Annotated in this window: 14 protein-coding genes; 6 read left to right on the top strand and 8 right to left on the bottom strand. The window is 67.3% G+C overall.

Going from position 1 to position 17,574, the window contains the following annotated elements:
• Positions 1-21 precede the first annotated feature (21 nt).
• The 3 genes from pssA to rpoH all read right to left on the bottom strand — a co-directional run bounded on the left by pssA (position 22) and on the right by rpoH (position 2,615).
• Complete coding sequence (gene pssA / locus JO391_RS08705) at positions 22-762, bottom strand: CDP-diacylglycerol--serine O-phosphatidyltransferase (RefSeq protein ID WP_220664148.1); 741 nt, start codon at positions 760-762, stop codon at positions 22-24.
• A gap of 3 nt (positions 763-765) precedes the next feature.
• Positions 766-1,482: a phosphatidylserine decarboxylase gene (locus JO391_RS08700; protein WP_220664146.1), complete on the bottom strand. Its 717-nt coding sequence runs from the start codon at positions 1,480-1,482 to the stop codon at positions 766-768.
• Between the two features lie 236 nt (positions 1,483-1,718).
• Positions 1,719-2,615 carry an RNA polymerase sigma factor RpoH gene (rpoH, locus tag JO391_RS08695; protein WP_220664144.1) on the bottom strand — a complete coding sequence of 299 codons (897 nt, stop codon included), beginning with the start codon at positions 2,613-2,615 and terminating at the stop codon, positions 1,719-1,721.
• A 396-nt stretch (positions 2,616-3,011) separates the two neighbouring features.
• Here rpoH and JO391_RS08690 point away from each other — a divergent pair, with 396 nt between their 5' ends.
• Positions 3,012-5,021, top strand: a complete 2,010-nt coding sequence (locus JO391_RS08690; RefSeq protein WP_259444864.1) for a potassium transporter Kup — start codon at positions 3,012-3,014, stop codon at positions 5,019-5,021.
• On the opposite strand, the gene JO391_RS08685 is transcribed toward JO391_RS08690, so the two are convergent.
• A complete protein-coding gene (locus JO391_RS08685) occupies positions 5,018-6,055 on the bottom strand; it encodes an RluA family pseudouridine synthase (RefSeq protein WP_220664142.1) in 1,038 nt (345 codons plus the stop codon). The genes JO391_RS08690 and JO391_RS08685 overlap by 4 nt on opposite strands.
• Here JO391_RS08685 and JO391_RS08680 point away from each other — a divergent pair.
• Together JO391_RS08680 and JO391_RS08675 are read left to right on the top strand one after the other, a co-directional pair.
• A complete protein-coding gene (locus JO391_RS08680; RefSeq protein WP_220664141.1) occupies positions 6,054-6,350 on the top strand; it encodes a DUF6476 family protein in 297 nt (98 codons plus the stop codon). The genes JO391_RS08685 and JO391_RS08680 overlap by 2 nt on opposite strands.
• A gap of 234 nt (positions 6,351-6,584) precedes the next feature.
• Positions 6,585-8,228 (top strand): DUF1254 domain-containing protein, encoded by a 1,644-nt coding sequence (locus JO391_RS08675; protein ID WP_220664139.1) that lies wholly within the window; start codon positions 6,585-6,587, stop codon positions 8,226-8,228.
• Between the two features lie 154 nt (positions 8,229-8,382).
• Here the strand turns inward: JO391_RS08675 and JO391_RS08670 are convergent, their stop codons facing one another.
• From JO391_RS08670 to JO391_RS08655, 4 genes are all read right to left on the bottom strand, one after another.
• Positions 8,383-10,209, bottom strand: coding sequence for a M3 family oligoendopeptidase (locus JO391_RS08670; RefSeq protein ID WP_220664137.1), 1,827 nt, complete (start codon positions 10,207-10,209; stop codon positions 8,383-8,385).
• 80 nt (positions 10,210-10,289) lie between these two features.
• Positions 10,290-11,582, bottom strand: coding sequence for a caspase family protein (locus tag JO391_RS08665; protein WP_220664135.1), 1,293 nt, complete (start codon positions 11,580-11,582; stop codon positions 10,290-10,292).
• 10 nt (positions 11,583-11,592) lie between these two features.
• Positions 11,593-13,218 (bottom strand): ATP-dependent DNA ligase, encoded by a 1,626-nt coding sequence (locus tag JO391_RS08660; RefSeq protein ID WP_220664133.1) that lies wholly within the window; start codon positions 13,216-13,218, stop codon positions 11,593-11,595.
• The gene (locus JO391_RS08655; RefSeq protein WP_220664132.1) at positions 13,215-14,213 is read right to left on the bottom strand and encodes a ligase-associated DNA damage response exonuclease; all 999 of its coding nucleotides are present in this window, start codon (positions 14,211-14,213) and stop codon (positions 13,215-13,217) included. Before JO391_RS08655 ends, JO391_RS08660 begins: the two co-directional genes overlap by 4 nt.
• 199 nt (positions 14,214-14,412) lie before the next feature.
• On the opposite strand from JO391_RS08655, the gene JO391_RS08650 reads away from it, so the two are divergent.
• The 3 genes from JO391_RS08650 to JO391_RS08640 are packed head-to-tail and all read left to right on the top strand — an operon-like array spanning position 14,413 to position 17,562.
• A complete protein-coding gene (locus JO391_RS08650) occupies positions 14,413-15,804 on the top strand; it encodes a circularly permuted type 2 ATP-grasp protein (protein WP_220664498.1) in 1,392 nt (463 codons plus the stop codon).
• 4 nt (positions 15,805-15,808) lie between these two features.
• Positions 15,809-16,759: an alpha-E domain-containing protein gene (locus JO391_RS08645; RefSeq protein WP_220664131.1), complete on the top strand. Its 951-nt coding sequence runs from the start codon at positions 15,809-15,811 to the stop codon at positions 16,757-16,759.
• Entirely contained in the window at positions 16,759-17,562 is an 804-nt protein-coding gene (locus tag JO391_RS08640) for a transglutaminase family protein (RefSeq protein WP_220664130.1), read from the top strand. Before JO391_RS08645 ends, JO391_RS08640 begins: the two co-directional genes overlap by 1 nt.
• Positions 17,563-17,574: the final 12 nt, after the last annotated feature.

Here is a 17,574-nt window from a genome sequence, read left to right as displayed (position 1 = left end):
GACTGAATACAAGGAATTCGCTCAACGCTTCAACGCGCCCTGCCACCAGATCCAGAGAATTCCGCCCAGGTAGAGCATCGCCAGCGAAAGCAGGGTCACCCAGGGATAGGTCAGCATGGCGGCGACAAGCGCCACGCCCCCCACCAGGACAAAGCGGGCATAGTCGGCATCGACCTTCACCCGCTTCAGCGATGGCGTCCGGATCTTGCTGATCATCAGCGCCCCGATGGCGACCATCCAGAGCGCGATGGCGGCCGGCGGCAGGGTGAACTGGCGGTCCAGCATGAAGGTCAGGTACATGGGCGAAAGCACCAGCATGGCGCCTGCCGGGGAGGGCACACCGATGAAGGTGGTCTTCTCGGCCGCGTCGTCGGCGCGCTTGATGCCGACGTTGAAGCGGGCCAGGCGCAGCATGCAGCAGACGATGTAGACCAGAACGGCGATCCAGCCGAGGCTTGTTTCCGTCCGCAGGCCCCAGAGATATAGCACCAGCCCCGGCACGACCCCGAAGTTCACGAAATCGCCCAGGGAGTCGATCTCGGCGCCCATGGCGCTTTCGGATTTCAGCATCCGCGCCAGGCGGCCGTCCAGCCCGTCGAAGACCGCCGCGGTGCCGATCAGAAGGATGGCCAGTTCGAACCAGCCGATCAGGGCGAAGCGGACCGCGGTCAGGCCGGCACAGAGGCCGAGGATCGAGACCATGTTGGGCAGGAGCTTGAGGAGGAGGAGCTCGCGCGGGCGCTTTGGGGCAGGGTCGTCCATGGATCACTCCACCCGGGCAAAGCGGCGCGGCAGGGTGGTTCCCAGGACCGCGATCACCGTCTCGCCGGCGATCATGGTCTGGCCGAGGGCGACCTGCGGTTCCACGCCCTCGGGCAGGTAGACATCGAGGCGGGAGCCGAAGCGGATCAGGCCGAAGCGTTCGCCGGTGCGCAGGCCCTGGCCTTCAGTGACGAAGCACAGGATGCGGCGGGCAACGAGGCCGGCGATCTGGACGACGGCGAGCTTGCGGCCGTCGGGGAGATCGAGGACGAGGCCGTTCCTTTCGTTGTCCTCGCTCGCCTTGTCGAGCGAGGCGTTGAGGAACTTGCCGGGGCGATAGGCGACCTTCGACACGGTGCCGGCGATGGGGGCGCGGTTCACGTGGCAGTTGAAGACCGACATGAAGACCGAGACCCGGGTGAGGGGCTGGGGGCCGAGGCCGAGCTCGGCCGGGGGCACGGCGGGTTCGATGAGGGAGACCACGCCGTCGGCGGGGGAGACGATCAGGCCCTCGCCGGCGGGGACCGAGCGGCGGGGGTCGCGGAAGAAGTAGTAGACCCAGACCGTGAGGCCGGTGCCGATCCAGCCCAGGGGTTCCCAGAGCAGGAACAGGACCAGGGTCAGGGCGGCGGCCAGGCCGACGAACTTGCGGCCCTCGGGGTGCATGGGCTTGAGGAAGGTGCCGAGCATCGAAACGCCGGGGGTGTCGGATCGGGGCATGGGGGTCTCCGTGGTGTGGGACCTACCTATCCGTTTGGGCGGGCCGGGGCAACGACCCCGCGGCGTCCGAGCTCGGACGCCCATGCGGGTCAAGCAATATCAATGAGTTGCGGAGCCGTCTTAACTTGGACTTAAGATTTGTCCGGGCTTCGGACCAGGCAGGATTCTTCGAACAGGTCTGCCCGGAGCCTTCAAAGGCTCCGGGGAGGGGCGTCCGCGCCAGCCTCAGGCCAGCCTCAGGCCGGCACCGCCATGCCCTTGCCGCGCGCAAGCTCGCGCATCTTCTGTTGCAGCTTCTCGAAGGCGCGGACCTCGATCTGGCGGATGCGTTCGCGGCTGACGCCGTAGCTTTCCGACAGGTCTTCCAGCGTCACCGGATCTTCCGACAGGCGGCGCTGCACCAGAATATCCTTCTCGCGGTCGTTCAGCACCGACATGGCCTGGGCCAGAAGCTCGCGCCGGGCATCCAGTTCGTCGCGTTCGGCATAGGCTTCGGCCTGGTTGCTGTCTTCATCCTCCAGCCAGTCCTGCCACTGGGTCGAGCCGTCGCCATCGGACCCCACCGTCGCGTTCAGCGAGGCATCCGAGCCCGCGAGGCGGCGGTTCATGTCGATGACTTCGTCTTCCGAGACTGAGAGGTCCTTGGCGATCTGCGCGACGTTTTCCGGGCGCAGGTCGCCCTCTTCCAGGGCGCCGACCTTGGCCTTGGCCTTGCGCAGGTTGAAGAACAGCTTCTTCTGCGCCGAGGTGGTGCCGAGCTTCACCAGGCTCCACGACCGCAGGATGTATTCCTGGATCGAGGCGCGGATCCACCACATGGCATAGGTCGCGAGGCGGAAACCCTTTTCGGGATCGAAACGCTTGACCGCCTGCATCAGGCCCACGTTGGCCTCGGAGATGACTTCGGCCTGCGGCAGGCCATAGCCGCGATAGCCCATCGCGATCTTGGCCGCGAGGCGCAGGTGCGAGGTGACCAGCTTGTGCGCGGCCTGCGCGTCCTGATGGTCGGCCCAACGCTTGGCCAGCATGTATTCTTCTTCCGGTTCCAGCAGCGGGAACTTGCGGATTTCCTGCATGTACCGGTTCAGCCCCTGTTCCGGGCTGGGTGCGGGAAGGTTTGCGTAGGTGCTCATTCAATGCCCCCTGTTGATCCGGGTCCGGCTGCGGCCCCCGGAAGCCCCCTGACGTAGGATCCCCCCTGGCGGGTTTCAAGACCCGCGCGGCCCGCTGGCCATCCCTGGCATCCCATGTCTTGCTGAACGAAGCATGTAGCCCGTTCCGTCGCAACGGAAGCGGAAAGTCCCGTCCTTCACGCAGACGTCACCCTGCGCGAGCGCAGGGCGGGCACGCAGACTTCACCCTGCGCGGGGCAGGGCGGAGATGATCGCCAGACCGCCTGCGGGGCCGCAGCGCGGTATCTTGCAGGTGCAGCATGGACGGAGTAACATGATCGTGCGCTGCAATGATGGCGTGTGTTGGAGCATCCGGGGCCCTCTGCCAGGGGTCGCCTTCTGACCGCAGGACGGGCCATGCCCCACCTGCCCCCCCTCATCACCATGACAGATCAAATCACGCCTTCGGGGTCCTCTCCCGACCCGAAACAGCTAAGCCTCTTTGACGAGGACGAGCTGGACATCGCCGATTACCTGCGCCAGGAGGCCGAGCCGCCACCCGAGCATGGCCCCCGGCAAGGTTTTGCTGCCCTGACGCTGGGTGCCATCGGCGTTGTCTATGGCGACATCGGCACAAGCCCGATCTATGCCTTCCGCGAGGCGCTGCGGCCGGTCACGGATGCCGATGGCGTGAATCGCGCCGAAGTGCTGGGGCTGCTTTCCCTGCTGATCTGGACGCTGATCCTGATCGTGACGGTGAAGTATGTGATCTTCCTTCTGCGGGCCGACAACCGCGGAGAGGGCGGCGTGCTGGCGCTGTACACGCTGGTGCGGCTGGCCATCGGGCGCCGGTCGATCCCGGTGCTGGCGCTGGCGCTGATGGGATCGGCGCTGTTCTTCGGCGATGCGATCCTGACGCCGGCGATTTCCGTCCTGTCGGCGGTCGAGGGTGTGGAACTGGTGATGCCTTCGCTGGACCGCTTTGTCGTGCCCGCGACGCTTGTCATCCTTCTGGTGCTGTTCCTGGTGCAGCGCGGGGGCACGGCGCGGATTGCCGTGCTGTTCGGGCCGATCACTCTGGTCTGGTTCCTGGTGCTGGCCGGGCTGGGGCTGTGGCACATCGGCGAGAATCCCGAGGTGCTTTTGGCCTTCAACCCGCTGTATGGATTGCGGTTTCTGGTCAGCCACGAGATCGTGGCCTTCACCGTGCTGGGTGCCGTCTTCCTGGCGGTGACGGGGGCAGAGGCGCTTTATGCCGATCTGGGGCATTTCGGCCGGCCGCCGATCATCGTGGCCTGGCTGGCGCTGGTCTTTCCGGCGCTGGTGCTGAACTACCTGGGCCAGGGCGCGCTGGTGCTGGCCGATCCGGCAACGGTGGCCGACCCCTTCTTCGAGATGGCGCCGAAATCCGCCTTGCCCTTCCTTGTGGCCATGGCGACGGCGGCCACGGTGATCGCCGCGCAGGCGGTGATTTCGGGCGCCTTTTCGATGGCGCGGGGTGCCATGCAACTGGGCCTTCTGCCGCGCATGATGATCCGGCACACGGCGCAGGACCAGAGCGGGCAGATCTACATCCCCGCGATCAACTGGTGGCTTCTGTTCGGGGTTATGTGGCTGGTCATCGCCTTCGGGTCTTCTTCGGCGCTGGCCTCGGCCTATGGCATTGCCGTGACCGGGACCATGGTGATCACCACGATCCTCGTGATCCTGTATGTCTGGCAGTCGGGCCGGCTGCCGCTGATTGGTGCCATCCTGGTGGCCCTGCCGATCGCGGTGCTGGAACTGGCTTTCCTGGCTTCGAACCTGGTGAAGGTAGCGGATGGCGGCTATGTGCCGCTGGCCATCGGCGCGGTGATGGCGGTGGTCATGTGGGCGTGGTGGCGCGGGACGCAGGTGCTCTTGGCGCGCGCCCACAAGCAAAGCGTGCCGCTGGCAAGCTTTGTGCGGTCGATGGCGCGGACATCGGCGCAGGTGGTGCCGGGCACGGCCTTCTTCCTGTCGCCCGACCCCGAGGTGGTGCCGACCGCGCTGTTGCACAATCTGAAGCACAACCGGGTGCTGCACGAGCAGGTGGTGTTCCTGACGGTGGAGTCGCTGCGTGTGCCCTATGCCGAGCCTGAGGAGCGGGCGAGTTATGAGAAGCTGTCGGACCGCTTCGGTCAGGTGATCCTGCGCTTTGGCTTCATGGAGACGCCGAATGTCAGCCGGGCGATGGGTGCGGCGCGACGGGCGGGGCTGAAGTTCGACGTGATGACCTCGACCTTCTTCCTGGGGCGCCGGCGCGCGGTGGCGGCGGGGCAACCCGGATTCGGGCGGGCGCTGGACCGGCTTTATGCGCTTTTGTCGCGGCTGGCGGCCGATCCTTCGGATTACTACCACATCCCGCGCGACCGGATCGTGGAACTGGGCGAGCGGGTGGCGATCTAGGCCTTCCGCAACGCTTGCACCAGCGCCGCCATGTCGGGCGGCAGGGGCGAGGCGAACTCCAGTTCTTCGCCGGTGACGGGGTGGGTGAAGCCCAGGGTGGCGGCGTGGAGCGCCTGGCGCGGGAAGGCGTTGGCCATGTCTGCCGCGGGGCCGAGCAGGCGGGCGGGCACCTTGCGGCGGCCGCCATAGGTCTGGTCGCCGATCAGGCCGTGGCCGGCATGGGCCATGTGGACGCGGATCTGGTGGGTGCGGCCGGTTTCCAGCCAGCAGTCCATCAGACTGACCGCATCGCCGCCGAAGGATTCAACGACATGGGCGCGGGTGATGGCATGGCGGCCGCCATCCCAGGTGACGGCCTGGCGCTGGCGGTCGGTCTTGTGGCGGGCGAGGCCGGTGGCGATCTTGACGATGCCGCCGGCTTCGAAGCTGACACCCTTGATGCCGCGCAGGCGGGGGTCGGCGGCGTTGGGCTGGCCGTGCACCAGGGCGAGGTAGTGGCGGTTCACGCTGTGCGCCTCGAACTGGGCGGCAAGGCCGTGGTGGGCGCGGTCGGACTTGGCCACGACCAGCAGGCCGGTGGTGTCCTTGTCGATGCGGTGGACGATGCCGGGGCGTCTTTCGCCGCCGATGCCGGACAGGCTGTCGCCGCAATGCGCGAGCAGCGCGTTGACCAGCGTGCCGGAGGGCGAGCCAGGGGCGGGATGGACGACCAGCCCGGCGGGCTTGTCGATGACGATGAGGTCGGCATCTTCCCACACTACGGTCAGGGGGATGTCTTCGGCCGCCGTGTCCGTCTCGGCGGCGGGGTCGAGGCGGAGCGCGTAGGTCTCGCCCTCTTGCGGGCGGTGCTTGGGGTCGGTGATGGGGTGGCCGTCCAGCGTGACGGCGCCCTCGGCGATCATCCGCATCAGGCGCGAACGCGAGAGGCTCGCCTCGGGCGGGACGTCGCGGGCAAGCGCCTTGTCAAGCCGGTCGGGGGGCTCTAGGCCGATGGTGACGGCGAGGATGCCGGTTTCGGGGGAGATGTCGGACATGGACGAGGCTCCGCAAGCGCTGCCGGCCAGCCTGGTCTGGCTCAAGGGTCTGGTGATCGTGCTGATGGTCACGATGATCCTTGGCGTCATAGCGGTGGTCGCGCTGCTTGTCACCCGGATGCCGGATGCCAACGCGCTGCCCTTGCCCGAGGCCATTGACCTGCCGGAGGGCGCGAAAGCCCAGGCGGTGACGGTGGGGCCCGACTGGTTTGCCGTGGTGACGACCGAGGGGCGGATCCTGGTCTATGACCGGCTGTCCGGCGTGCTGCGGCAGGAGGTGACGATCGCGCCTTGAGGGGACTTCGAGCCTGGATTCCTGGCTGAAACAAATGATTTCAATTGGTTGCTGGCGCTTGTTGACGTGGATTCGGGGAGTGTCCAGGCCGAGGCGGGGTGCTTTCCGGCGCGGCTGACTTTGAGGCCGGGGAAATGGTCTGGCGCTATGGGCGAAGTTGTGGCGCAGATGCCGATTTCCACGTCTGCCCCTCACGGCTAGACTGCGCCGCGCCAGAAACCACAGGAGCACATCTTGCTGCACACCGTTCACCACAAAGGCCGCCGACCGTCATTCAGCGCCCTTGCCATCGCGGGCCTTGTGCTTGCTGCCGCGGGCGGCGCTCGTGCCGAAGTTGCCCCCGAGGTTCTCGACTCCCTCGGCGCGCCGGCCAGCATTGCGACGGGCTTTGGCCAACTGGATTTCACCGATGGTGTGCCCACGGTCGAGACGGCGCAGAAGACCTATGACATGCTGGACTTCACCCAGGCGCTGTCTGCCTATAACAACAGCTTCCGCGGCGCCTCGGCGCTCGCCATCGTGAAGGGCTTTGAAGGGATCGGTGCCGCGCCGGGCGATGTGGTGATCTTTGAAAAGTTCATGGATTCCAATTCGCTGTTCCTGACGGCGAATGCGGATACCGTGTACTACCTGACCGGCCTTGACCTGAGCAAAGGCCCGATTGTCGTGGAACAGCCGCCGGGTGCGGTGGGCACGATCAACGACATGTGGTTTTCCTGGGTGATCGATATCGGCGCGCCGGGGCCCGACCGTGGCCTGGGCGGGAAATACCTGATCGTGGGCCCCGGCTATGACGGCCCGCTGCCCGAGGGCGGCTATTTCATCGCCCATGCCAAGACCAACATCGCGCTCTATGCCGCGCGGGCCTATCTGGTGGACGGCAAGCCTGAACCGGCGGTCGAGACCATCAAGAAGACGATGAAGGTCTATCCCTATCAGCCGGGATCCTTTGGCACCTCGATCGCGCAGGCGCTGGAAGGCACGGTGAAGATCGCGGGCGAGCCGAAGATCCCCGAGACCAAGTTCATCGACGGCTCGGGCATGAAGTTCAACACCATCCCGCCGAGCGATTTCGGCTTCTGGGAGATGATCAACGAGAACGTCCAGATGCAGCCGGCCACCAGCTATGACGTGGAACTGGCGGGCGAACTGGCGGCGGTGGGGATCGTGCACGGCAAGCCGTTCAATCCCGACGAACGGATGAAGAAGATCCTGACCGAGGCGGCGGCCTTCGGCAATGCCACGGGGCGGGCGCTGAACTGGCGCTATGCGATGAAGCACCCGGACTGGGCCTATTACGACGGGTCGCAGTGGGGCACGATGCTGTGGGAAGGGGGCGCGAATTTCGAGACGCCGCCGCCCCTGTTCGAGGATGGCATGTTCAAGCCGCTGCCGCCGACCGGAGCGCGCACGCTGGATAGCCGGACGGCCTTCTACTACGGCTATACGCTGGATTCACCCGGCATGATCATGCGCATTCCGGGCGTGGGCTCGCAGTATCTGATGAGCTTTGCCGACAGCACCGGGAACGTGTTTGACGGGTCCAAGACCTACAAGGTGGTGCTGCCGCCCAAGGTTCCGGCCGAGGCCTTCTGGTCGCTGACGCTGTATGACAACCAGACCCGGTCGATGTTGCAGACGTCGCAGATGTATCCGCGCGCGGGCAGCCAGGCCTATCCCTCGCCTGCAGCCGAGGCGGCGGAGGATGGCACGACGACCATCTGGTTCTCGCCCGAGCAGCCGAAGGATGTGGCGCGGGGCAACTGGATCCAGACCGACCCGAAGAAGGGCTGGTTCACCATCCTGCGGCTTTACAGCCCGCTGCCGACATTCTTCGACAAGAGCTGGCGCATCGGCGAGATCGAAGAAGTGAAGTAACGGCGGTCCGGGGCCTGCGCCCCGGCACCTGCGCACGACTTGTGATGCCGCCCGTGCGCCCAAGGCGCGCGGGCGGTCCGCGTTTTGGGCGAGGCCCCGGCTATCGCCGGGGCGGGGTACGGTGCGCGATGAATGCGCACCCTACGGGGATGGCTTACGCCTCCATCGCCTCCAGCTCGTCGATGAAGGCGGCGATCATGTTCAACCCGCGGTCCCAGAAGGCGGGATCGGCGAGGTCCAGGCCGAAGGGGGCCAGAAGCTCCCGGTGGTGTTTCGAGCCCCCGGCCTTCAGCATGTCGAAATACATGTCCTCGAAGCCGGGCATGCCCGCCGCATAGGCCGCGTAGAGCGCATTCACCAGCCCGTCGCCGAAGGCATAGGCATAGACGTAGAAGGGCGAGTGGACGAAATGCGGGATGTAGCACCAGAAGGTTTCGTAGCCCTCCATGAAGTCGAAGGCATCGCCCAGGCTTTGCGCCTGCACCGACATCCACAGCGCGTTGATGTCGTCGGGGGTCAGTTCCCCCTCGGCCCGCGCCGCGTGCAGCCTGCATTCGAAATCGTAGAAGGCGATCTGGCGCACGACGGTGTTGATCATGTCCTCGACCTTGCCGGCGAGCAGGGTCTTCCTCTCGGCCGGGGTCCTGGCCTCGTCCAGAAGCTTGCGGAAGGTCAGCATCTCGCCGAAGACGCTGGCGGTCTCGGCCAGCGTCAGGGGCGTTGCCGACAGAAGCTCGCCCTGGCCGGCGGCAAGCACCTGGTGGACGCCGTGGCCCAGCTCGTGCGCCAGCGTCATCACGTCGCGCGGCTTGCCCAGGTAGTTCAGCATCACATAGGGATGCACCGTGGTCACGGTGGGGTGGGCGAAGGCGCCCGGCGCCTTGCCGGGCTTCACGCCCGCGTCGATCCAGCCCCGGCGGAAGAAGGGCGCGGCGATCTCGGCCATGCGGGGGTCGAAGGCGGCATAGGCCTGCATCACCGTTTGTTCGGCCTGATCCCAGTTGACAAGGCGCGGGGTTTCGATGGGCAGGGGCGCGTTGCGGTCCCAGACCTGGAGCTTGTCGAGGCCCATCCATTTCGCCTTCAGCCGGTAGTAGCGGTGGCTGAGTTTGGGGTAGGCGGCGACGACGGCATTGCGCAGCGCCTCGACCACCTCGGGTTCGACATGGTTCGACAGGTGGCGCGCGTATTGCGGCGAGGGCATCTTGCGCCAGCGGTCGTCGATTTCCTTTTCCTTGGCCAGCGTGTTGTGGACGCGGGCGAAGAGCTTGATGTTGCGGTCGAAAACCTCGGCCAGGGCGCGGGCGGCGGCTTCGCGTTTGGCGCGGTCGGTGTCGGTCAGCAGGTTGAGCGTGGATTCGAGGTTGAGCTCGTCCTCCTCGCCCTCGACCTTGAACATCAGGCCGGCGATGGTTTCGTCGAAGAGCTTGTTCCAGGCAGAGGCGCCGACCACCGAGGCGTCGTGCAGGTAGGTTTCCATCTCGTCCGAAAGCTGGTGCGGGCGCATGGCGCGCATCCGGTCGAAGACCGGCTTGTAGCGGGCGAGACCGGCATTTTCCGCGTAAAGCCGGGCGAGGTGGTCGTCGTCGAGGCGGTTGAATTCGAGGCTGAAGAACACCATCGGCGTGGTGGCGGTGGTGATGCGGTCCTGGGCGTCGGCCATGAACTTGGCGCGCTCGCTGTCCATGGTGTTCTGGTAATAGCGCAGGCCCGCGTAGGACATGAGGCGGCCGGCGGTGGTTTCGATGTGTTCGTAGGTGCGGATGCAGGTCAGGAGGCCGACAGCGTCCAGGTCTGCAAGCTTGCCCTTGTAGCTCAGCTCGAAGCTGGCGCCGGAGGCTTCGACATCGGCCATGTCGCGCGCGAAGGCGTCGCAGTCGGGGCTTTCGTAGAGGTCGGTCAGATCCCATTCCGGCAGGTTGCCGAGGGAATTGCCGCCGATGCGGGAATCGAAGGCGGGGCGGGGGAAGCTGGGGGCCATGCGTGTCTCCGGGGCGTTTGGTCTGATGTAGGACAGCCACGAGGGAAAGGGAACCGCGGGCGGGGCGGCTCACGCAGGCGTCAGTTGCAGCCGAGCCGGCTTTCGAGGCGCGAGAGGCGATCGACCTCGGCCGCGTCTTCGGGGGCAAGCGAGATGGCGGCGCGGTCGAGGCCCTGCTGGCAGCCCTCGTTGCCGAAGGCGCGGATGGCGCGGTCGGTGGTGAAGCAGTAGCCGTAGTCCTTCCAGATCAGGTTGCGGGCGGTCCAGAGCTGGTCGCAGGTGGCGCCTTCGTCCAGCACCTGCAGGATGGCGGGGTCGGGCGGCGGCGGGGCGGCGGGCTCTTCCACGGTGACGCAGCAGAAGATCCAGTTGGAATGGGCCCAGCCTTCGCGGCCGTCCTGGAGGCGGACGTTGAGCCAGTCGCCGCTTTGGCCGAGGATGGTGAGCAGCGTGCCTTCGGTCATCTTGGCGAGCCGGGTGGCGGAGGAGGTGGTGCCCGAGCGCAGCGCGAGGAAGCCGTCGCCGTTGGGATCGAGGCCGCCGACATAGTGGTAATCGACGTTGCGGGTTGCGGCGACGGCGGGGCGGCTGATCTGGGCGGTGGAGACGGGTTCGGGCGGAGGTGCGGCGCTGGCGAGGAAGACCTCGGAGACGAGGGAGGAGTTTTCCCAGGGCACCTGGCTTTGATTGGTCTGGGTCACCACATCGGCGCGGACGGCGCGCATGACGGCGTGGATGTCGAGGCCGGGCTCGCCGATATGGGCGAGCAGTGCGGTGGTGAAGGGACTGTTCTTGCCGGACCCGTCCAGAGCCACATTGCCGGGCTGGGTGGAGAAGGCGATGAAGCTGCCCACCCCGGCCTCGACCTTGGCCAGCCCGCGCGCCACGCCGCCCGAGACATCGCGGGAGGCGAGCTTTTCCACGAAGGGGTTGTTGCGGCAGGCGTCGAGGATGACGATGCGCTGGTCGGAGCGCAGTTCCATGGTGCGCAGGATGGATTGCAGTTTCACCGAGGCGTCGATCAGGCTGACCTCGTCGGTGGGCGCGGCGTCGATGGGGATGACATAGTTCTCGGCCCCCACCTGCGCGCCGTGTCCGGCGTAGAAGAACAGTGCCAGATCCTCAGGCTGGAGCGCCTGGGAGAATTCCGCCACCAGCGACAGGGTTTCGGCGCGCGTGAGGTCCACGCCGGAATAGACGGAAAAGCCGATGTCGGTGAGCCGGGTCGCCATGTCGCGCGCATCCTGCGCGGCATTGGGCAGCGGGTTGGCGTGAATATAGCCGGAATTGCCGATGACGAGCGCCACCCTTTCGGCCCGCGCGGCAAGCGGGACGAGCAGGAGCATCAGGGCAAGGGCAAGGGTGCGCAGCATGGCCGCAAGGCTACACCGGGCTGCCCGGTCCGCGCAGGTGATTCGTCTGGTTCATCAGCGCGCGCAGGCTGTCGAGCGTGTCGATCTCTGCCGCCGGCTTGTCGCGGCGCCAGCGCAGCATCCGGGGAAAGCGCAGCGCGAGGCCGGCCTTGTGGCGGGGGCTGGGCTGGATGCCTTCGAAGGCGACCTCGAACACCAGGTCGGGCGGCACGCGGCGGACCGGGCCGAAGCGTTCCAGCGTGTGGGCGTTGACCCAACGGGTGATCTCGGTGAACTCGGCATCGGTCAGGCCGGAATAGGCCTTGGCCACGGGCACCAGCGCCTCGCCATCGCGGACGGCGAAGGTGTAGTCGGTGTAGAGCCCGGCGCGGCGTCCGTGTCCGGCCTGAGCATAGAGCATCACCATGTCGGCGCTGAACGGGTCGAGCTTCCACTTCCACCAATCGCCGCGCTTGCGCCCGCCCAGGTAGGGCGAGGCGGCGCGTTTCAGCATCAGGCCCTCGGCCCGGGCGTCACGCGCCTGGGTGCGGGTCAGCGCGAGGCCGGTCCAGTCGGGGATGGGCAGAAGGGGCGAGGCCGACAGCGGCAGGAGCGGCAGACGGGCGATCAGCGCCTCGAGCGCGGCGCGACGGGTGGCGAAAGGGGCGGAGCGCAGGTCCTGGCCATCGGTTTCCAGGAGGTCATAGGCGATGAGGCGCACGGGGGCCTCTGCCAGCAGGCGGCGCGGCACGGTCTTGCGGCCGAGCCGGGTTTGCAGCGCGGCGAAGGGCAGGGGGGCCTGGGTGGCGGCATCCCAGGCGAGAAGCTCGCCGTCGATCACCGTGCCGGGGGGAAGGTGGTCGGCAAGAGGGCTGAGTTCGGGGAAGCGGGCGGTGACGAGGTCTTCGCCGCGCGACCAGATGGCGAAGGCGCCAGGGCGGGCGACGATCTGGGCGCGGATGCCGTCCCATTTCCATTCAGCCTGCCAGTCGGCGGGGTCGCCGAGGGTTTCGGGCGGGTCTTCCAGCGGTGAGGCGAGGGCGAAGGGATAGGGGCGGGCATCGGGGCCGGCGGTTCGGGCGGTGCCGGTGAGGGTGGCGAAGGGGGTGGTGGCGGGGTCCCAGTCGCCCATGAGGGCCTGGGCCACCTGCGCCTCGGGCTGGCCGGAGGCGCGGGCCAGCGCGCGGGTCATCAGGCCCTGGGCCACGCCCATGCGGAAGCCGCCGGTCAGGAGCTTGTTGAAGAGGAAGCGTTCGGTCGGGGGGAGGGTTGTCCAGGCCGCGAGGATCGCCGCGCGGCGGGCTTCGGTGGGCTGGCCGGGCAGGCGGGAAAGAAGCGTGAGGGTGTCGGCGAGCGACGGCGCAGGGCCGGGGGCCGGGGCGGTTGGCAGGATCAGGGCGATGGTCTCGGCCAGGTCGCCGATCAGGGCGTAGCTTTCCTCGACCAGCCAGGGGGGCAGGCCCGCAGCCTCGCCGGCCCAGAGGCGCAGTTCGGTGGAGGTGGCGGCGCGGCGCGGGCGGCGGCCGGAGAGCAGCGCCACGGTCCAGACGCGGTCGGGCTCGGGGGCGGACTGGAAGTACTCGGCCAGCGCCGTTGTCTTGGCGGCGGTTGAGGTGGTGGAATCGAGGGCGGCGAAGAGGGCGGCGAAGGGGGTCATGGGTCGTCTTCGCCTTCGGTGCCGTAACCGGTGGCGACAATGCCCGCGTCATAGCCCTGTTCCTCCAGCCAGCGGCGGAAAGGGGCGGTATAGCCATGGGTGACGAAAACGCGGGAGGCGCCGGTGGCGCGGATGGCGGCATTGAGGCCGGGCCAGTCGGCATGATCGGAGAGGGTGAAGCCAAGGCCGAGCCCCCGGCGGCGGCGGATGCCGCGCACCGCCATCCAGCCCGAGACGAAGGCCTGTTCGGTATCGCCCGCCCGGTCGAGCGCGGCAGAGCCGAGGGCGGCGGGGGGCACGATGGCCAGGGCGGTCCTCGGGGCGTCTGGGGTGAGGCGGGCGGTGGGGGGCAGGTCATAGCCCTGGGCGCGCAGGATCGCGGTGATTTCTTCCACCGCCGGGTAGGTCAGGATCGGGCCGGGGAGCGGGCCAAGGGCGGCCAGACCCGCCATCAGCCGTTGCGCCTTGCCGAAGGAATAGGCGCCCAACACCGAGAGCCGGCCTTCGGCGGCGTTGGCCTGCCACCAGCGGGCGATGCGGGCCATGCTGTCGGCCTGCGGCTCCCAGCGGAAGACGGGCAGGCCGAAGGTACATTCGGAGATGAAGGTGTGGCAGGCGACCGGCTCCCAGGGTTCGGCCAGGCCGTCGGATTCGGTCTTGAAATCGCCCGAGACCACCCAGACCTCGCCCCGGTGTTCCACCCGGATCTGCGCCGATCCGGGGACATGGCCGGCAGGGTGGAAACTGACGGTGACGCCGTTGATCCGGCGGCCTTCACCCCAGGCGATGCCCTCGGCCTGGATGCGGCCCAGGCGGTGGCGGATCACCGGCAGGGCGGCCTCGGTGGCCAGATAGGCGCCCATGCCGGGGCGGGCATGGTCGGAATGGCCGTGTGTCACAAGAGCGCGGTCCACCGGCCGCCAGGGGTCGATGTGGAAATCGCCTTCGGGGCAGTAGATGCCGCGGTCGGTGAAGGTGAGGAGCGGCGGGGCCATGGGGCGAGATTAGCGCGGGCCGGGCCGGGGGAAAGGGGGCGAAAGGGCCGATGCCGGGCGTCATGCCCAAGATTTAGGCAGAACTTCGTGTCGCAGCGGGGTTTTCCGGCCGGGGTCTTTCCATCCGGCGCGGCGGGCTCTTAACTGGAGCCATCCCGCCTGTAGGGGAAGAGGCCCGGTGACGACCTATTTCAACGAGATGTACGAGGGCGAGGCGATCCGTTCGCCCTATGCCCGGCTGGGAGACTGGGTGCAGGCGATGCCGGCCGAGTTGCGCCAGATGAAGCAGGCCGAGGCCGAGGCCTTGTTCCGCCGGATCGGCATCACCTTCGCCGTCTATGGCGAGGGCGGCGACCCGGATCGGCTGATCCCGTTCGACATGTTTCCGCGCGTGTTTTCCGGCGCCGAATGGGCGCGGCTGGAGCGCGGCATCAAGCAGCGGGCGCGGGCGCTGAACGCTTTCCTGGTGGATGTCTATGGCCGGGGCGAGATTGTCCGGGCGGGGCGCATCCCGGCTCATCTGGTTTATCGCAACGAGGCTTACGAGAAGGCGGTGTCGGGCTTCGTGCCGCCGAAGGGCGTCTATTCCCACATCGTCGGCATCGACCTGGTGCGGACCGGGCCGGATGAGTTCTTCGTGCTGGAGGACAATTGCCGCACGCCTTCGGGCGTGAGCTACATGCTGGAAAACCGCGAGATCATGATGCGGATGTTCCCGGAACTGTTCCGCGAGAACCGCATCGAGCCGGTGGACCAGTATCCGGAACTGCTGCGCCGCACGCTGGCGAGCGTGGCGCCGGTGAAATGCGACCGGGAGCCCACCGTGGTGATCCTGACGCCGGGGCATTTCAACAGCGCCTATTACGAACATTCCTTCCTGGCCGACCTGATGGGGGTGGAACTGGTCGAGGGGCAGGATCTGTTCGTGGAGGGCGAGTTCGTCTGGATGCGGACGACCGAGGGCCCGAAGCGGGTGGACGTGATCTATCGCCGGATCGACGACGCTTTCCTGGACCCTTTGTGTTTCCGGCCCGAATCCATGCTGGGCGTGCCGGGGCTGATGGATGTGTACCGCTCGGGCGGGGTGAGCATCTGTTCGGCGCCCGGTGCGGGGGTGGCCGATGACAAGGCGGTCTATACCTATGTGCCTGAAATGGTGCGGTTCTACCTGGGGGAAGAGCCGATCCTGAACAATGTGCCGACGTGGAAATGCGGGCAGGCCGAGGATCTGAAATATGTGCTGGCGCATCTGCCGGAACTGGTGGTGAAGGAAGTGCACGGTTCAGGCGGGTACGGGATGTTGGTCGGGCCCAAGGCATCTTCGGAGGAAGTGGAGCGGTTCCGCGCCCGCATCCTGGACGACCCCGGCAACTATATCGCGCAGCCGACGCTGGCGCTTTCGACCACGCCCACTTTCGTGGCCGAGGGTGTGGCGCCACGGCATGTGGACCTGCGGCCATATTGCCTGGTGGGCGAGCGGATTGAACTGGTGCCGGGCGGGCTGACCCGCGTGGCGTTGAAGGAAGGGAGCCTGGTGGTGAACTCGTCGCAGGGCGGCGGGGTGAAGGACACCTGGGTTCTGGCGGAGTGAGCCGATGCTGAGCCGGACGGCGGACAACCTGTTCTGGATCGCCCGCTACATGGAGCGGGCCGAAACCATGGCGCGGCTTCTGGAAGTGGGGTCGCGGATCGCCATGCTGCCTTCGGCGCATGGCTACCGCAACGAGTGGGATTCGCTTTTGCGCGCATCCGGCACAGCGGATGGATTTGCCAGGAAATATGGCGATTCGGTGCAGCGCAACATCGAGAGCTATCTGTTCTTCGACCGGGACAACCCGTCTTCGGTGGCAAGCTGCATCACCGCGGCGCGCGAGAATGGGCGGATCGTGCGGACGGCGCTGACCACGCAGGTCTGGGATGCGCTGAACTCGGCGTTCCAGGAACTGCGCGCGCTGGAGCGCGAGCCGCGTTCGGCGCTGGAGTTGAGCCGTCTGACGGAATGGACGATGCGCAATTCTGCGCTGGTGCGCGGGGCGATCGACGCGACGCTGCTGCGCAACGGCGGCTGGGATTTCCTGAACATCGGCTACTATCTGGAGCGGGCCGACAACACGGCGCGGCTGATGGATGTGAAGTATTATGTCCTTCTGCCGCGCGCCGATTTCGTTGGGTCGGGGCTGGACAATTACCAGTGGACCACGCTCTTGCGGTCGATGTCGGCGCATCGGGCCTTTCACTGGGCCTACGGCGGCGAGGTGACGGCGGCGAAGATCGCCGACTTCCTGATCCTTAACCGGCAATGCCCGCGGTCGTTGATGACTTGCATCTGCGGGGTGCAGTCGCACCTGGACCGGCTGGCGGCGGACTATGGGCGTGAGACCGAAGCGCAGGCGCAGGCGCGGGCGCTGCGGGCGGCGCTTGAGGGGCTGACGGTCGAGGAGGTGTTTGACGAGGGGCTGCACGAGTTCCTGAGCCGCACCATCCGGTCGGCGGCGGATCTGACCTCGACGATCCATGACAGCTATCTGAGCGGGGGTCTGCGCTGATGCGGATCGCGGTCGATCATGTGACGCTGTACCGCTATGAGCGACCGGTGCGGGGCGTGGTGCAAAGCCACAGGCTGACGCCGGCGAGCTTTGATGGGCAGCGGGTCCTGTCCTGGGAGATCACGGTCAGCGGCGGGCTGAAGGGCGGCGGGTTCCGTGACGGGGCGGGCGACTGGGTTCAGGGCTGGACGGTGGGCGGCCCGGTGAGCGAGATCGAGGTTCGGGTGGCGGGCGTGGTGGATACCACGGACCTTGCGGGCGTGCTGCGGGGCCACCGCGAGTTGCTGCCGCCCGAGGCCTGGCTGCGCGAAACCGGGGCGACGCGGGCCGATGCGGCGCTTTCGGCGATGGGCAAGGGTGTGGCGGGCACGAAGGATGCTCTGAGCGCCGCGCACGAGCTTGCGGCGGCGGTGTCGGAGGCCATCGCCTACAAGCCGGGGGCGACCCACGCCCATACCACGGCGGCCGAGGCCATGGCGCAGGGCGAGGGCGTCTGCCAGGATCATGCCCATGCCCTGATTGCCGCGGCGCGGGTGGCGGGTCTGCCGGCGCGTTATGTGGCGGGCTATCTGATGAGCGGCGAATCTGAGGCGGAGGCGGCCCATGCCTGGGCCGAGATTCACGTGGCGGGCCTGGGATGGGTGGGCTTTGACGCCGCAAACCGCTGCTGTCCGGATGAACGCTATATCCGGCTGGGATCGGGGCTGGATGCACGCGACGCGGCGCCGATCAAGGGCACGGCGCGCGGATCGGGCGAGGAACATCTGGAAGTGACCGTTGCGGTTGCCAACGCGCAGCAATAGCTTGGCGGCGCT

Source organism: Neotabrizicola shimadae, assembly GCF_019623905.1.
Classification (GTDB): Bacteria; Pseudomonadota; Alphaproteobacteria; order Rhodobacterales; family Rhodobacteraceae; genus Neotabrizicola; species Neotabrizicola shimadae.
The sequence above is the reverse complement of the archived record's forward strand: the minus strand, read 5'-3'. Positions and strand labels throughout refer to the sequence as shown.

What these genes read in the sequence shown, in the direction of transcription:
- JO391_RS08690 (WP_259444864.1), top strand. Translation starts at nt 3,012, where the DNA reads ATGCCCCACCTGCCCCCCCTCATCACCATGACAGATCAAATCACGCCT.
- JO391_RS08670 (WP_220664137.1), bottom strand. Translation starts at nt 10,209, where the DNA reads ATGGCCCCCAGCTTCCCCCGCCCCGCCTTCGATTCCCGCATCGGCGGC.
- pssA (WP_220664148.1), bottom strand. Translation starts at nt 762, where the DNA reads ATGGACGACCCTGCCCCAAAGCGCCCGCGCGAGCTCCTCCTCCTCAAG.
- JO391_RS08700 (WP_220664146.1), bottom strand. Translation starts at nt 1,482, where the DNA reads ATGCCCCGATCCGACACCCCCGGCGTTTCGATGCTCGGCACCTTCCTC.
- JO391_RS08650 (WP_220664498.1), top strand. Translation starts at nt 14,413, where the DNA reads ATGTACGAGGGCGAGGCGATCCGTTCGCCCTATGCCCGGCTGGGAGAC.
- JO391_RS08660 (WP_220664133.1), bottom strand. Translation starts at nt 13,218, where the DNA reads ATGACCCCCTTCGCCGCCCTCTTCGCCGCCCTCGATTCCACCACCTCA.
- JO391_RS08645 (WP_220664131.1), top strand. Translation starts at nt 15,809, where the DNA reads ATGCTGAGCCGGACGGCGGACAACCTGTTCTGGATCGCCCGCTACATG.
- JO391_RS08665 (WP_220664135.1), bottom strand. Translation starts at nt 11,582, where the DNA reads ATGCTGCGCACCCTTGCCCTTGCCCTGATGCTCCTGCTCGTCCCGCTT.
- JO391_RS08685 (WP_220664142.1), bottom strand. Translation starts at nt 6,055, where the DNA reads ATGTCCGACATCTCCCCCGAAACCGGCATCCTCGCCGTCACCATCGGC.
- JO391_RS08640 (WP_220664130.1), top strand. Translation starts at nt 16,759, where the DNA reads ATGCGGATCGCGGTCGATCATGTGACGCTGTACCGCTATGAGCGACCG.
- JO391_RS08655 (WP_220664132.1), bottom strand. Translation starts at nt 14,213, where the DNA reads ATGGCCCCGCCGCTCCTCACCTTCACCGACCGCGGCATCTACTGCCCC.
- rpoH (WP_220664144.1), bottom strand. Translation starts at nt 2,615, where the DNA reads ATGAGCACCTACGCAAACCTTCCCGCACCCAGCCCGGAACAGGGGCTG.
- JO391_RS08680 (WP_220664141.1), top strand. Translation starts at nt 6,054, where the DNA reads ATGGACGAGGCTCCGCAAGCGCTGCCGGCCAGCCTGGTCTGGCTCAAG.